The organism is Bifidobacterium sp. ESL0827, assembly GCF_052606685.1.
In genome coordinates, this window is the sequence record NZ_CP199597.1 from 1110179 (window position 1) to 1124796 (window position 14618).

The window sequence follows — 14618 nt, forward strand, 5'->3', positions numbered from 1 at the left end:
CACGCGGATACGGCACCAAGAAGGAAGTTTGATTGTCGGCTACTTGGCCAGACCGGACTCCTTCAATGCCTGGAAGGCACCCTTGAGGTCATCCAGAATGTCCTCAATGTTCTCCGTTCCGATGGAGAGCCTGATGGTGCCGGGATGGATTGCCTGATCCTCCAGCTCCTCCGGTGTCTCCTGGGAGTGGGTGGTCGATGCTGGATGGATGGCCAGCGACTTCACATCAGCCACGTTGGCCAGAAGTGAGAAGAGATGTAGGTTGTTGATGAAAACCCTGGCCGCATCCTTGCCGCCCTTTAGATCGAAGGTGAAGATGGAGCCGGCGCCGTTCGGGAAGTAGCGCTTGTAGAGCTCGTGGTCGGGGCGCCCCTCGATGGCCGGGTGGCTGACCGACTCCACCTCCGGCACGGTCTGCAGGTAGTCCACTACCTTCAGGGCGTTCTCAACGTGGCGCTCAACCCTCAGCGAGAGCGTCTCGGTCCCTTGCAGGAGGAGGAAGGCTGCGAAGGGCGAGATGACGGCGCCAGTGTCGCGCAGGAGGATGGCACGAATGCGGGTGATGAAGGCCGCAGCACCCAGATCCTGGTAGAAGCGCAGACCGTGGTAGCTGGGGTCAGGCTCAGTCAGGGTGGGGAACTTGCCGGGAACTGCCGCCCAGTCGAACTTGCCGCCTTCCACGACTACCCCGCCCAAGGTGGTGCCATGGCCACCGATGAACTTGGTGGCCGATTCCACGACGATGTCAGCGCCGTGCTCCAGCGGACGGAACAGGTAAGGAGTGGCGAAGGTATTGTCTACAATCACCGGCAGGTTGTGGTCATGGGCGATCTTGGAGATGGCCTCGAAGTCGGGCAGGTCGGCGTTGGGGTTGCCGAAGGTCTCAAAGAAGACCAGCTTGGTGTTCTCCTGGATGGCCGACTCGAAGTTGGATGGGTCCGAAGGATCCACGAAGGTGGTCTCGACACCATCGCGGGGCAAAGTGTGCTTGAGGAGGTTGAAGGTTCCGCCGTAGATGTTCTTGGAGGACACGATATGGTCTCCGGTCTGGGTGATGTTCCGGAATGCATACTCCACTGCGGCTGCCCCTGATGCCACGGCCAAGCCGGCAGTGCCGTTCTCCAAGGCGGCGATCCTGTCCTCGAAGACCCCCTGGGTGGAGTTGGTCAGACGGCCGTAGATGTTGCCCGGATCCTTCAGCGCGAACCGAGCTTCGGCGTGGTCGAAGTCGTGGAAGACGTAGCTGGTGGTGGCGTAGATGGGCACGGCCCGGGAATCAGTGGCGGGGTCGGCCTGCTCCTGGCCCACGTGGAGCTGAAGCGTCTCGAAATGGTACTTGTGCGGGTTCTGGTCAGTCATGTCGATTCCTATCTGTTGGTGACGTGCGTACTCTTGTAAGTTCTTGAATGTGACCATAAGCGGCCCAAGCCCACCTGTTCAAGCCAAAAAGGACTTTTCGGTATCGTCCTTTTTTATAACAGCTTCCAAAAGGTTGAAAGCGGGCCTTTTTGTCTCGACATTGCACACGCGGCAGTACCCGTTTAATCCCTCCGCTGTAGAGTCGAGTAAGCAACGGAGAAAGCTTCGATGCGGACAGCCTCAGCAGGCATGAAGGAGTTCAAAAGATGGCCGGACAGACGGACGATCAGAACAGGCTCTACCAGCGCGACAACAAGTACATCCCCCGAGTCGCCGCTGTGCATGACATGTGCGGGTATGGCAAGTGCTCGCTGACGGCCGCCATCCCCATTCTTTCGGCGGCCGGATGCGACGTTTGCCCGGTGCCTACAGCCCTGTTCAGCGCGCACACCATGTTCAAGGACTACACCTTCCACGACACCACCGAGATGCTGCCGAGATACCTGGATGCCTGGCAGAAGGAGGGTGTCGACCTGGACGGGATCTACAGCGGGTTCCTGGGCAGCGCCGAACAGGTTGACATTATTCAGCGCATGTATCGGGAATACCCCAAGGCCCTGAGGCTGGTCGACCCGGTAATGGGCGACGGTGGATCAATGTATCCCACCTACACCGAGGAGATGTGCCGGGCCGTGACCAATCTGGTTGATGGAGCCGACCTGCTCATGCCCAACTTGACCGAGGTCAGTCTGCTGACCGGCATCGACTACGAAGGCCAGGACCTCGACGATGCCCAGGTTGGTGAGCGTCTGGGCCGTCTGCTGGACATGGGCGCGAAAAACGTCATCATCAAGGGCATCGACAGGAAGGACGGCAAGCTGCGCAACTTCGTGGCCTCGGCGGATCATGGCGGAGTCAGCGAGCGCACCGAGCTGGTCCACGACAAGCTGCCCTTCATGATTCACGGCACCGGTGATGCCTTCGCCTCCAGCCTCTGCGGGGCGCTCTTTACAGGACGAGGCTTGGCCGATGCCGCCCGAATCGCCGGGGAATTCGTCCGCTCGGCCATGCAGCACACGCGCAATCAACCCGACTATCAGCAACGCGGGGTCAGTTTTGAGCTGGACCTGGGGCAGATGACTGCTCTGGTGCAGGAGCTGTGAGCCCAAGGTCGCGAAAGCGACATAGGAGTCTGGGCATTTGTCAAAAGTGGAAGACCAAGGTGGATGAATAAAACCTAGACCGCCTTAATCGGCGCATTCTTGCCAGCCAGATGCGTGGTCGACAATGTGACAAATCAGTCATAGAGCAACCCGAACACAGCAGACCGGAAGGCGTTGCCAGCGAATTCGCCGGCGGTACCTTCCGGTCTCTGTTATCTCTTTATTCCTGGTTTCTTAGTTGCCTGATGCTCTGCTCCCTTCGCTTATTTCTCTCTATTTGTATCGTGCGTTTGTGTTTCCTTGGTTTCTGTTTTACTTAGTTCCGCTTTGCTTGCTTACGCTTTCTTTCGCTTCTGTTTCAGTTCTTCTTGCCTCTGCCGACTCTGCCTGGTGTAGAGATGAATGCAATCGATACAGCATCAGCATCGGGAATCCACTCGTTCATCCACTTTCGTGCGTGCGCAGGATCATTCGACCACATGCCTGGTTCGGCTAGTCACCGACTTACTTCCAGTGGTCTCCTAGAAACATGGACACACAAGAACTGACTAGACCAAATAATCTCCGCACAGCCGTAAACGACAGGGGTGGCAGAACCGATGCCGACATTATGATCACAGACCCATTGGTCGCGCGACCCATAAGAGCTCTGCCCGATTCCAAGAGATCCTTCGACAACCCAGAAAACACACGAACTAGTGGAGCAAGGTTTAGTACGAACAACGATGAATCCATCGACATAGAACTGGCAGATATTGAACGACAGATCAGAGTCAGTGGCATAAACAGCCGAGAGCTCGGACGTTTGGGCGAGGATTACGCCTGCCAGTGGCTGCGGCAACGAAACTGGAAGATTCTAGCCCGCAATTGGAGAAGCAGATTCGGCGAGTTGGACATCATCGCTCTGGATCCCGAGGCGACTCTGGTATTCGTAGAGGTCAAGACCAGGCGCACCGGTCGGTTCGGATCCCCAGAACAGGCTGTCGGCCCGCGCAAGCAGATCCACCTGCGTCACGCAGCAGTCCAATGGCTGATAAGCCACGACCGAGAACCCAACGCACGGCATCGCAGCACCCGATTCGATGTCATCAGCCTGTCAGTCAAGTCCGACCCTGGCAGAAGCATGTATTCCGAGGGTGCCCATCCCCTGACTTCCTGTCAGACATCCGCCGAAACCGTCAGAGGATCCAACCATTCGGGCAGGGGCGGATGGAAACCGGGATCAGTCTTCCTCAGGCACACCAAAGAGGCCTTCTGATGCGTCTTGGATCTGCTGAATCCGTAGGATTGATAGGGCTCAAGGCCTTTCTCATCCACGTGCAGTCCTTCATCTCCCCAGGGCTGCCCTACTTCTCCATCATCGGGCTGCCGGATGCCTCCTTGTCCGAGTCGCGGGAACGGGTCAAATCCGCCTGCTCGGCCTGCGGATTTCGGTGGCCGCAGACCAGAGTCACCGTCAACATGTCCCCTGCTTCAAAACCAAAACACGGCTCCTCACACGACCTGGCCATTGCGACCAGCGTCCTAGAAGCCGGCGGTGCGCTGCCGACGGAAGGCCTGGATCATACAGTCATCTTGGGCGAGCTTAACTTGGATGGCACGATTCTGCCTATCAACGGTCTGCTGCCCATCCTGACGCAGGCCAGAGCTCAGGGAATCACGCGAGCCTTCGTCCCCGCAGACAACCTTGACGAGGCCCGTCTGGTTCCCGATATTGAGGTTGTCGGACTGCGTCACCTGGGCCAGCTCATTCAGGCCTTGGGCGGGCGAAGCAGAATCGCCGTCCCTGAAGCAGACGGCCATAAGAAAGCCGACGAGCCAACCGCCATAGCGAGTGTGCACATTAGGAACTCAGCTAGTAATGTCAACTCCCCCGCCAATGCCGAACCAGCTCCACCGAAGCCGGACATGGCTGACGTGATTGGCCAGGAGGAGACCAAGTGGGCCATGATGGTGGCTGCAGCCGGCGGCCACCACATGCTCATGGTCGGTCCTCCAGGAGCCGGCAAGAGCATGCTTGCGGAACGGCTTCCCAGCATCATGCCCGCTCTGGATGCTGTTCAACAGCTTGAGGTGGCTTCCATCCGATCCCTATGCGGCACGCTGAGCCAGTATGGGATTACCAATATGCCACCCTTCGAGGCCCCTCATCATACGATCTCCATGGCGGCCATGGTCGGGGGCGGGGCCGGACTGGCCACCCCTGGCGCCATCACCCGTGCCCATCGCGGAGTCCTCTTTATGGATGAGGCGCCGGAATTCTCTCCAAGGGTGATCCAATCCCTACGCGAGCCCCTGGAGATCGGGCGGATCTTCTTGTCCCGGGCCAAGGGCAGCACCACCTTCCCGGCTCGTTTCCAGCTGGTCATGGCCGCCAACCCCTGTCCTTGCGGATATGGATACGGCACAGGCGAGCGCTGCACCTGCACGCCCCGCGAGCGCCTCCGTTATTGGAACAGGCTGTCAGGACCCATCATGGACCGCATCGACATCCAGACCACGGTTCCCCCGGTGATCGACCCGGGATTCGACGATCACCGTCCACGCCAGCAAAGCGTCCAGATCCGTAAGCGTGTGACACGTGCACGCCAGACGGCAAAAGAGCGTTTCCACAAGGAAGGCTGGACCTGCAACGCCCAGATCAGCGGAGAATGGCTGCGTCAGAACACATCTTCAAAGGCGCGTTCAATCGTGGATCAAGCACTGCGCAGACAACGGATCAGTCTGCGAGGGGCCGACAGGACCATGCGCCTGGCATGGACTCTGGCAGACCTGGACGGACGGCCCAGCCCCGGTGCCGACGATGTGACCACCGGCATCCTACTCAGGACAAGGGCCGTCTGAGATGACCAAACCCTTGATGAAAACCATGCCAGCAGACCAACCGCGACCGATGACCATGGTAGAAAGTGACTGGCTTGCCAGAGCTGTGCTGACCCTGGCTGCAGACGGTCCGGATGCCTTCATGATCAGCTGTCTGCTGGGCTCGAACCAGGCGGCCGACCTTTGTCGAAATCTGATCGAACTAAGGGCACCGAACCACTCGGATGGTGACGGCCCTCATGATGCTGCTCGCGCCAGACTAGACGAACGCTTTCTGAAGGGGACGGCTCGATGGGGACGACGAACGAGCCCTGAAGACCTAACTCGGTTCCATAAGATCAGTGACTCCTGGCGAAGACGCCTAACACCCTTGCTGGCCATGGACACTGACCAGGTGCGGACCATGATGACTGGTGGAGGTCGGTTCTGGGTGATGACCCCTGGCGACCCCTGCTGGCCAGGTCAGGTGGGTGACCTGGCAAGTCGCTCTGATTGGGCACCTCCCCTCTGCTTGTGGGGACAAGGCAATCCTGAAGCGTTGATCTGCTGTGACCGCCCCTTGGCCGTAGTCGGATCAAGGACATGCGACGAGTATGGCCGGTCCACCGCCCACCAGATAGCCATACAGGCTGCTGGTAAAGGCCACCTGGTCGTCTCCGGCGGGGCCATGGGCACGGATGCCGCCGCCCACTGGGGAGCACTGGCAGCTGGCGGCGGACGAACGGTGGCCGTTTTCGCTGGAGGCTTGCTGCATATGGGTCCCAAACGCAACAGTCGTCTGTTTGAGAACATTGAGGCAGATGGTGGCGCACTGATCAGCGAGCTACCGCCAGGCACTATCCCCGAGGCACGGCGGTTCCTGCTGCGCAACCGAATCATCGCCGCCCTGGCCTCCGACATTGTAGTGGCACAGGCACGACACCGATCCGGCGCGCTGAACACAGCCAACTGGGGCTTGGAATTGGGCCGTCGTGTACTGGCTGCCCCCGGAAGAATCGACCAGCCAGAAAACACCGGCTGCAACAGACTCATCCATGAGGGCAAGGCGGAGTTGCTCCTGTCGGCGACCGATATCCAAGACATCTGCCATCCCGCCCATGCACCTATCCACCCTGACAAATCCGTTCAACAGGGCACCGGCGTTTCAGTCAAAACCACCGAAGATCATGAGAACCACCGAGCAAGTCGACAGCCCACGCAGCGCATACCGCCGCTTGGCTCCGATCGTCCGACCCAGACCGGCCACGGCAGTCAACCACCTTCAACCACACTCAAACAATCCCGGACAGATAGAGACAGGCTTTCGGCCCGCTCTCAGGGCAAACAGGATTCTTCAACCCCGCCATCAAATCCAGCTATGGACCATGAATGCAAAAAAGCCGGCGATGAGCGCCTAACCAAGGTAGAGACCACAGTGCTGGTGGCGATCCGCAACTGTCAGCGTCAGAATGGTCCACCCATGACGGGACAGCTTCGTGTTCAGCTCGCCAATCAGGGACATGAGCTCTCCGTCAGGCAACTGATGCAGCTGCTGGGATCCCTGGAAATTCGTGGTCTGGTCAGTCTGCAGGACGGATGTGTGGTAGCCGAAGATCCGAAGACCTGAAGAGTCAAGCCTTCCAGCGACAGCAATCCAAATCCACCACCCAACCATCGGCACCAGCTGATTCGTCACTATGGGGAGGAACAAAGCGAACACCCTCATCCTCCAGCAGTTGACGCTGACGCTCCGGACCACCAAAGGCGAATCCTGGTGCCAGCGAACCATCACGAAAGACCACGCGATGACAGGGAATCACCCCAGGTTCGGGATTGTCATGAAGCGCATAACCTACGAACCTGGCGTTGCGCGGGTGACCAGTCAGAGAGGCGACCTGACCATAGGTGGCCACCTTGCCGCGAGGAATCCGCCTGACGACCTGATAAACCTGCTGGGAGAAGGAAAGCTCGGTCATAAGACCCATTCTGCCCGCGTCAACAGACATAGATCGGATGGGGTGCCACTATCAATAGGTCGTGACAGTATCGTTGTTATGAATCCCCAGAAGGTCAGAAACCGCTATGATGCCGTCATCGTCGGAGCCGGAGCGGCCGGGTTGTCAACAGCTCTGGGCCTGTACAGAGCTTTAGAGAACAAAAATAGCAAGAGTGGCTTATCTCCAAAGGTCTTGGTCGTCTCTAAGCTTCAGCCCCTGCGCTCCCACACCGGCTCAGCAGAAGGCGGCATTGCGGCCAGTCTGGGCAACCAGGAAAAGGATGACTGGCATTGGCACTACTACGACACCGTCAAGGGCAGCGACTGGCTGGCTGACCAGGATGCCGTGCGGATTTTGGCCGAGCAGGCCCCGGGAATCATCGTTGAGTTGGAGCATGACGGAGTGGCCTTCTCAAGGACGGAAGATGGGCATATCGCCCAGCGGAAGTTCGGCGGCCATACCGCCGATTATGGCGGCCATCCAGTCAGGAGAGCAGCCTATGCAGCCGATCGTATCGGCCACCAGATCCTGCACGCCCTTTGGCAACAGTGCCTGCGTCATGGAGTCGAGTTTGCAGAGGAATGGTATGTAACCGATCTGGTCGTTGACCCACCTACCGACGATGAATCCGGCGGCCATGCCCGAGGACTGATAGTCCTAGACACCCACGTCGGCGAGTTGCAGGCCATCCAAGCTGACAATATCGTCCTATGCACGGGCGGGGCCGGTCGACTCTTCCATACGACTTCCAACTCCTGGGATCTGACCGGAGACGGCATGGCACTCGCCCTACAGGCTGGTCTGCAGCTGGAGGATGTGGAATTCATCCAATTCCATCCCACCGGTCTAGGCCACACTGGCATCCTGCTTTCAGAGGCTTCCCGCGCAGAAGGCGGCGTGCTCAGAAACAGTCAGGGACGGGCTTTCATGCAGGATTACGCGCCAGGACATGGCGACCTGGCCGCCAGGGATGTGGTAAGCCGTTCCATCATGGCCGAGATTGATGCAGGCCGGGGAGTGGCCGATCCATCGGACCCGGCCGGGCCTCATGATTGCGTCTGGCTGGACCTGACCGGCATTGACAGCCAGCGCATGGCTACTCTGCTCCCCCAGGTCACCGAGACCATCCATCGATACGCCCACCTGGATCCCACTGTGGACATGGTTCCTGTCAAACCCACCGCCCACTACACCATGGGAGGCATTCCCATCACCGATCGTGGCCGCGTCTATCGTTGGCAGGATGGCCGCTGCAGAGTCGTTGATGGGCTGTACGCCGCCGGGGAATGCTCCTGTGTCAGCGTTCACGGAGCAAACCGGCTAGGCGGCAACTCCCTGCTGGATGCCTGCCTCTTCGGGACCAGGACAGGACAGGCCATCGCCGCCGTCATGGCCAATGCCGGCAAGCCAAACGACATGGCCGATGCGTCTCCGCTCACACATGCACTGCAAAAGCGTCAGGCCTTCATGGACGAGTTACTTTCTGGCGCAAGTAAAACCGACCTCTCGGAACCAGCATTGGCTAACGACCTTGACGAAGCATCCGACCCCGATGACAGTGCCAGCCCAAACAACCCTTACGCACTGATGGGTCAACTGGGACGGCTGATGGAGGAGGCCGTTGCCGTCCGATGCAATCAAAGCAGCATAGAAAAGGGTTTGCACAGCCTAGATCAACTGGATGCCGATGCCAAGCAGTTGCGTGCGCACAGTGGCACAGCAGTACTCAACCAGGAGGTGACCGCCATCATGGAGGTAGACAACCTGCTGATCCTGGCCCGAGCCGTGCTGAATGCCAGCCTGAAGCGTCAGGAATCTCGTGGCGCCCTGTACCGGAGCGATTATCCCCAACGCGATGACGAACGCTACTTAGCTCACACTATGATTGATGCCAAGGAAGTTGTCTCCTGGCAGCCTGTTCATATCGTCGACATGCCTCCCGAGGGCCGTAACTACTGATGTATCCTGAGTCCAATCTGGTCAGACATGCACCTGTTCAAAACCTATCCCGGTCAGGCAGGGATTAGGATGGAGTCCGCACATATCAGTGGGCATCGGGCCACATCCCGAGCAAGGACAGGAGCAACCGTGACATCACAGTCCACCGTCTCAGTCGGGTCAAAGGCATCCGCATCGGACCGCGATCCCCGTCCGGTGACTTTCCGAATAGCCCGGTTCACTCCACGACCTCAATCAGAACGTCCGGTACGAACCAACCCATTCGCCAAAAGTAATCCTTTCGCCACATCAGGCAGCCGAAGGAGTCGAGGCCGTCGTTGGACACAGGAGTATACCATTCGCATTGCCCCGCAGCGCACGGTCTTGGATGCTCTTCTACAAATCAAGCGAGAGGTGGATCCCACACTGAACTTCCGGTACTCCTGTGGACATGGCATGTGCGGATCGGATGCCGTGCTCATCAATGGCCGTCCGGATCTGCTGTGCACAGCCACCATCGCCAACTGCTTGTCCGCCTCCGAGACCATGCCGAATGCGTACGCAACACCCGGTATTGTTAATGGAAGTCCAGAGGTTCAGCAGCCTCCTGCTTTCCGTCGCACCGGCACGGCGACCACCACAACGGCCACACCTTCGTCGGCATTACACTCAGATTCGGGCATAGACTCTAGAACCATAGGCCCTAAAGCCACAGATCCTTCTGGAGCCTCAGACCATACAGAAACCACAAACCATAAAGCCAGCACACACCTTACAAAAACTTCAGACTCTAACAAATCTTCATTGGTAGAGATCCGTCCCCTCCCGGGCTTCACCCCACTCAGAGACCTGATAGTGGACACCGACACCATGTTTGAGCAGATTCGACGATTCAAGCCTTATCTGCTCCACGACGATTCCTTTGCCGAAAGCAACCACAATCGCTGTGAATCCGATCAGCAGCAAATGCATGATTCTGCCCAGAACCCGTTAGCGAAGGCCACCAGTCAAGCAGCCCAGACTAAGGCAGCCAACGCAGAACCAGCGTCAGAATACCGGCAAACTCCCGAAGAGTTGGCCCGGTATGAACTGCTCAGCACTTGCATCGCCTGCGGACTCTGCCAGGGCGCCTGTCCAATTTATGCGGGCGGTGAGGCCTTCGCCGGCCCGGCAGCCATGATTGCAGCGGCTCGATTCATCAACGATTCCCGTGACAGCCATCGGCAGGAACGACTTGAAGCCATTGACCAAGTGGACGGAATCCAGGCGTGCCAGTCCATACGGGCCTGCACCCGACCCTGTCCCAGAGGCATCGACGTGGGCGAAGAGATGTGGAAGCTAGTCGAAGCTGTCAAAGAGTAGCCAGACTCACGCAGATACAGGACAGCAAGAGCTGGCGACAGGCTTGTGCCCTCTAGTCGTTACCATGGTTAGCATGGATAAAACCTCGTACAACAACATCGCCAGAGGATGGGAATTCGCCGAGGCAAGCGTTCTGAACGTCGAATCCGACAAGTTGCAGACCTTGCGAGACAAGGCTTCGGAGGCCGGATTCGCACAGTGTTCCCGGTCCCAAGGCGCCTTTCTGCAGTTTTTGGCTGGCCGGAACGCTCCGGCATCCATCATCCTGGTCGGCAACGGCTCCGTGGTCGAAGCCCTGCGCCTGATGACGGGCCTGCATGGTCATGGCCAGTTCACCGCCGTCGACTCAACAGCCCAAGGCACCTCCTTGGTAAAAAAAATATTCGCGGGCATGGAGAAGGCCCACCCAGGCATGAGGCTACGAGCGGTCAACTCGGCTGCCAGAACCTACTTCCCCAGGCTCAACCCCAGCGACTACGACCTTATCGTCGTCTCAGGCAATGGGGACAACTACCAACAGGTCATGGACCAGGCTCCGCGCCTACTCAAGGACCGAGGACAGCTGATTTTCACGGATGCCTTCAATCTGCTGGAGGACCCAGACAAGGGTGGCATACTCAACCCGGCCAACAGATCCGCCAAAACCACCACCTTACGGACCATCATAGAGGCCATAAGCAAAGACGATGCCTGGGAATCATGTCTGCTGCCCATCGGCACAGGTATGATCATGGCCACGCGCGCCCGCTGACCACTGCTCGCCTATTATTCTCAGCCACAATGGCGCAGGATGACTTCGACAGCCTCATCAGGATCATCAGTGCGGATGACCAGATCGGGGTCCAGCTCAGAAATCATGCCCCGCTGCCTCACCGTGTCCGAAAACCAGTCAAAGAGCCCTTGCCAATAGGCCCTGTCGAAGAGGACAATGGGCATGCTGGGTGCCTTATGGGTTTGGACCAGGGTCAGCACTTCGAACATCTCGTCCAGGGTACCGAACCCACCGGGGCAGACGATGATGCCTGAGGAGTATTTCATGAACATCATCTTGCGTACGAAGAAGTAACGGAAAGTGATGCCCAGATTCACCCAGCGGTTGAGTCCCTGCTCCATGGGCAATTCGATGCCCAGACCGACGGACTTGCCCCCGACCTCAGCAGCGCCCTGGTTGGCCGCCTCCATGATACCAGGCCCTCCCCCGGTGATGACCGCCATACCGGCCTTGGCCAGGTCGCCGCCCATCTTGCGCGCAGCAGCATAGGTGGGATCATCCCTGCCGGTCCGCGCTGAGCCAAAGATGGCGGCTGCCGGACCCAGCTCCGCCAGCGCACCGAACCCGTCAACGAACTCAGCCTGGATGCGTAGCACCCGCCAGGGGTCCATATGCAGCCAGTTCGTATCGCCGCCTGATGAGAGCAGACCAGCGTTGGCATCCGCCTCGGGAATCATGGGCCCGCGCATGATGACCGGACCGCTGTGGTAGGTCCTGCCTAAGTCCGGGCCTTCATCGTCATTGTGATTGTCAACCATATCCGCCATGTAAGTGTACGCATTCCTTCATCGGGCCCCAATCCGAAGGACCCGCTCGATCCTGTTCCGGCTCTCATGATAGCGGCCCCCGCCGCCCGGCTGACAGCAAGGTAGCCATCGGCCCTCGACTATTCAAAATGCTGTCTGTCTAGGCAGAGCTCACACGGAATACGAACTATTGAGCCAAGTTTCTTGCTTCCTTGCTTTACGGTTCTGTTCGATAACTATCAAGGCAGATCTGAATATTTGGCTACATCTCAAACTTCATCTGCGCCGAACCAGTCATATCAACTTTCTTCAGTGAAGCTGTTTGCGCGAATTGGCTCAATTCCATCTCGGCATGGGCATAGGGGAATGAGACCCGCAACTGGCAGGTTCCCCTTTTAGTTCTCACGCCGAAATGTGCGTACGATACGCCGCCTTCAGGCGGAACCTGGCGGTAATGGCGTGATGTCTGCAATACGGTGAGACATCCCGCATATTCTCCGTCAAGCCAGACTTGGATTGTCGGCCAACCTTTGTACTTACCTGTTTCAATGAATCCATGCAGCAATCTCACCCAGACCTCGTCACTGGTAGAGAATCGGTTAAACAGATCCTGATGCTTTGCCGCACCCGACACACCAACGGTCTGCCACTTATCTATACCCTCTACGATGCACTGACCATCGGGACGCTGATTGCATGGGCGATGCACACCCCTTCCCTTGAAACGCCGGGACTGCCTAGGCTGCTTCAATGCCGTAGAAGCACTGGATGAAGAATCTGACGATTTGAAGATAGTAGTGAACCCTCCACCTAGTTCGCTCATATACCGGCGCATCCATTCAAAGCACTCCTGCGTCTGCGCGGCGTCAGACAATGCACGATGCTCCTCGTTCTCTGCGATGCCGAATCTGCGAATAAGATCCTGCAGCCGATGGTGCTTCTCCTGTGGAAACAAAGCTCGGCTCATTTGCAAGGTATCCATGCACACTGGGCCGGGCATGGTATACCCCACTCGTGCACTCTCAGCTTCGAAAAACCTGATATCGAAGCGCAGATTATGACCTACAACAGGGTCGTCGCCGACCCAGGACCAGAACAAAGGCAACACATCGCCGATCTTCGGCTGACCCTCCAGCATGGCATCAGTAATGCCGGTCAATTCGACAATCCTGCTGTCCAAACTCCTGCCGGGATCGACCAAGGTATCGAAACTGTCGACAATGCTCCGGCCGCGAACCTTCACTGCCCCGATCTCGATGATCTGATCCATCTGTGCACGCAGACCCGTCGTCTCGGTATCAAGCGCCACATAATCCGCAGGCAAGCCGTCATCGTTGTCAGCAGGTTTCATATTATCGTTCAAAGGAACTAGCTCGTCAGCGGGCCGTTTTGCATGTTTTCCTCTCGGACCATGCCTTTTCTTAGCAGTTGGGCTTATATGCTCATTTCCGAGGTCTTGAGTCTTCTGTTTATGCGCCATCGCATACAGCACTACCAACAGAATGATAACCGCAATAATGATTCCTGAGATCACCGGATGCATGATGATCACGCCAAGCACTGCAAGAATGACAATACCCAGCAACGTGCCCTTGTCATTCTTCCTCTTCCTCACGATTGATAAGCTACACCGCAGCCTGGAAACCCATCAACATTATTCGGATTCCCTCTATCAGTGCGTGTAAACATCAGCGGACACCTTTGCAGAGAACGAAGAGCATGACTCATGCAAGGTCCAGTGTGGATATATCGCTTTCTGCATAAGTTCGCTCACTTACAACATGCCATAATCAAGTAACTCGGCAAGACGATACTGAACATCGACCGGCAGTAACTGATGCGTCGCTTATATGTCTTAGCTATGACTGCTGAAAACAAACTTACCTTTGAAACAAATTCTTGAACATTCCCAATGCTTTCCCAGTCCGCTATAACTTCTGCAGCAGAAGATGTGAAGAAAAATATAAAATGCGGCGTGACTCTGCATCAAACCTTAAACATACTGAATACAGTACTTTTCGTATATTCTGACCCAGTAAGCAGCAAGCGCCCTGAAAACGGTAGGGCTTTAAGGTAAATAGGGTTAACCTTAATGTCACAGCAAACATAACAACCCTGCCACGCAAACACCTCTTTGATAAAAAAGACTCAATCTATCGTCTGATGACTTTGCCATTCAAGCACCTAATCAACAATATCGTCTGCTCTTCAAATAATTGACAGATTGACAGCACATTGGCTCTGCAAAAGTATAAGCACGAATCACGCTTAAACTTTCGAGCAAGCGGACCCTATTCTGCAACTTATCAATCCAATCAAATACCTGTCCATAGGAGCTATGTACAAAAGCAACGCTAACGAATTGTTTCCAAACTTGGAGCCGTTTTTTACAGCATTCGATTAGCATCGTAAACCCGTCATCTCTGTGACCTACAGGGTGGGGGGCTGATATGAATGCCAACTTCAATCTCGCTTAGGC

The 14618-nt window shown here is 57.0% G+C and carries 10 protein-coding genes and 2 pseudogenes; 8 read left to right on the forward strand and 4 right to left on the reverse strand.

Translation table 11 applies throughout. The features are described 5' to 3' along the window. Nucleotides 1-39 precede the first annotated feature (39 nt). Entirely contained in the window at nt 40-1359 is a 1320-nt protein-coding gene (locus ACUIAI_RS04385; RefSeq protein WP_445341651.1) for an O-acetylhomoserine aminocarboxypropyltransferase/cysteine synthase family protein, read from the reverse strand. Nucleotides 1360-1625: 266 nt separating this feature from the next. Here ACUIAI_RS04385 and ACUIAI_RS04390 point away from each other — a divergent pair, with 266 nt between their 5' ends. The 4 genes from ACUIAI_RS04390 (at nt 1626) to ACUIAI_RS04405 (ending at nt 6951) form a co-directional block, all read left to right on the forward strand. Beyond that, nucleotides 1626-2522: a pyridoxamine kinase gene (locus ACUIAI_RS04390; protein ID WP_198190910.1), complete on the forward strand. Its 897-nt coding sequence runs from the start codon at nt 1626-1628 to the stop codon at nt 2520-2522. 610 nt (nt 2523-3132) lie between these two features. Next, nucleotides 3133-3780 carry a YraN family protein gene (locus tag ACUIAI_RS04395; RefSeq protein WP_232342048.1) on the forward strand — a complete coding sequence of 216 codons (648 nt, stop codon included), beginning with the start codon at nt 3133-3135 and terminating at the stop codon, nt 3778-3780. Further along, the gene (locus ACUIAI_RS04400) at nt 3780-5366 is read left to right on the forward strand and encodes a YifB family Mg chelatase-like AAA ATPase (RefSeq protein WP_445341652.1); all 1587 of its coding nucleotides are present in this window, start codon (nt 3780-3782) and stop codon (nt 5364-5366) included. Before ACUIAI_RS04395 ends, ACUIAI_RS04400 begins: the two co-directional genes overlap by 1 nt. 49 nt (nt 5367-5415) lie before the next feature. After that, nucleotides 5416-6951 carry a DNA-processing protein DprA gene (locus ACUIAI_RS04405; protein ID WP_445341653.1) on the forward strand — a complete coding sequence of 512 codons (1536 nt, stop codon included), beginning with the start codon at nt 5416-5418 and terminating at the stop codon, nt 6949-6951. Nucleotides 6952-6955: 4 nt separating this feature from the next. Here ACUIAI_RS04405 and ACUIAI_RS04410 read toward each other — a convergent pair whose 3' ends face one another. Then, a complete protein-coding gene (locus ACUIAI_RS04410) occupies nt 6956-7300 on the reverse strand; it encodes an MGMT family protein (protein ID WP_445341654.1) in 345 nt (114 codons plus the stop codon). A 78-nt stretch (nt 7301-7378) separates the two neighbouring features. On the opposite strand from ACUIAI_RS04410, the gene ACUIAI_RS04415 reads away from it, so the two are divergent. The 4 genes and pseudogenes from ACUIAI_RS04415 to ACUIAI_RS04430 all read left to right on the forward strand — a co-directional run bounded on the left by ACUIAI_RS04415 (nt 7379) and on the right by ACUIAI_RS04430 (nt 11372). Next, nucleotides 7379-9280, forward strand: a complete 1902-nt coding sequence (locus tag ACUIAI_RS04415; RefSeq protein ID WP_445341655.1) for an FAD-dependent oxidoreductase — start codon at nt 7379-7381, stop codon at nt 9278-9280. 69 nt (nt 9281-9349) lie between these two features. Continuing rightward, nucleotides 9350-9781 (forward strand): annotated as a pseudogene (locus ACUIAI_RS04420) (2Fe-2S iron-sulfur cluster-binding protein); the annotation flags it as partial. A gap of 303 nt (nt 9782-10084) precedes the next feature. Further along, nucleotides 10085-10621: pseudogene (locus tag ACUIAI_RS04425) on the forward strand (4Fe-4S dicluster domain-containing protein); the annotation flags it as partial. A gap of 73 nt (nt 10622-10694) precedes the next feature. Then, nucleotides 10695-11372 (forward strand): O-methyltransferase, encoded by a 678-nt coding sequence (locus ACUIAI_RS04430; RefSeq protein WP_181414928.1) that lies wholly within the window; start codon nt 10695-10697, stop codon nt 11370-11372. Between the two features lie 20 nt (nt 11373-11392). Here the strand turns inward: ACUIAI_RS04430 and ACUIAI_RS04435 are convergent, their stop codons facing one another. Next, nucleotides 11393-12160 (reverse strand): LOG family protein, encoded by a 768-nt coding sequence (locus ACUIAI_RS04435; protein WP_110413071.1) that lies wholly within the window; start codon nt 12158-12160, stop codon nt 11393-11395. 241 nt (nt 12161-12401) lie between these two features. Beyond that, nucleotides 12402-13754 (reverse strand): 3'-5' exonuclease, encoded by a 1353-nt coding sequence (locus ACUIAI_RS04440; protein WP_445341656.1) that lies wholly within the window; start codon nt 13752-13754, stop codon nt 12402-12404. Nucleotides 13755-14618 lie beyond the last annotated feature (864 nt).

Coding starts and splice junctions, on each gene's coding strand:
- ACUIAI_RS04385 (WP_445341651.1), bottom strand. CDS start 1,359: ATGACTGACCAGAACCCGCACAAGTACCATTTCGAGACGCTTCAGCTC.
- ACUIAI_RS04400 (WP_445341652.1), top strand. CDS start 3,780: ATGCGTCTTGGATCTGCTGAATCCGTAGGATTGATAGGGCTCAAGGCC.
- ACUIAI_RS04405 (WP_445341653.1), top strand. CDS start 5,416: ATGACCATGGTAGAAAGTGACTGGCTTGCCAGAGCTGTGCTGACCCTG.
- ACUIAI_RS04435 (WP_110413071.1), bottom strand. CDS start 12,160: ATGGCGGATATGGTTGACAATCACAATGACGATGAAGGCCCGGACTTA.
- ACUIAI_RS04415 (WP_445341655.1), top strand. CDS start 7,379: ATGAATCCCCAGAAGGTCAGAAACCGCTATGATGCCGTCATCGTCGGA.
- ACUIAI_RS04430 (WP_181414928.1), top strand. CDS start 10,695: ATGGATAAAACCTCGTACAACAACATCGCCAGAGGATGGGAATTCGCC.
- ACUIAI_RS04410 (WP_445341654.1), bottom strand. CDS start 7,300: ATGACCGAGCTTTCCTTCTCCCAGCAGGTTTATCAGGTCGTCAGGCGG.
- ACUIAI_RS04395 (WP_232342048.1), top strand. CDS start 3,133: ATGATCACAGACCCATTGGTCGCGCGACCCATAAGAGCTCTGCCCGAT.
- ACUIAI_RS04390 (WP_198190910.1), top strand. CDS start 1,626: ATGGCCGGACAGACGGACGATCAGAACAGGCTCTACCAGCGCGACAAC.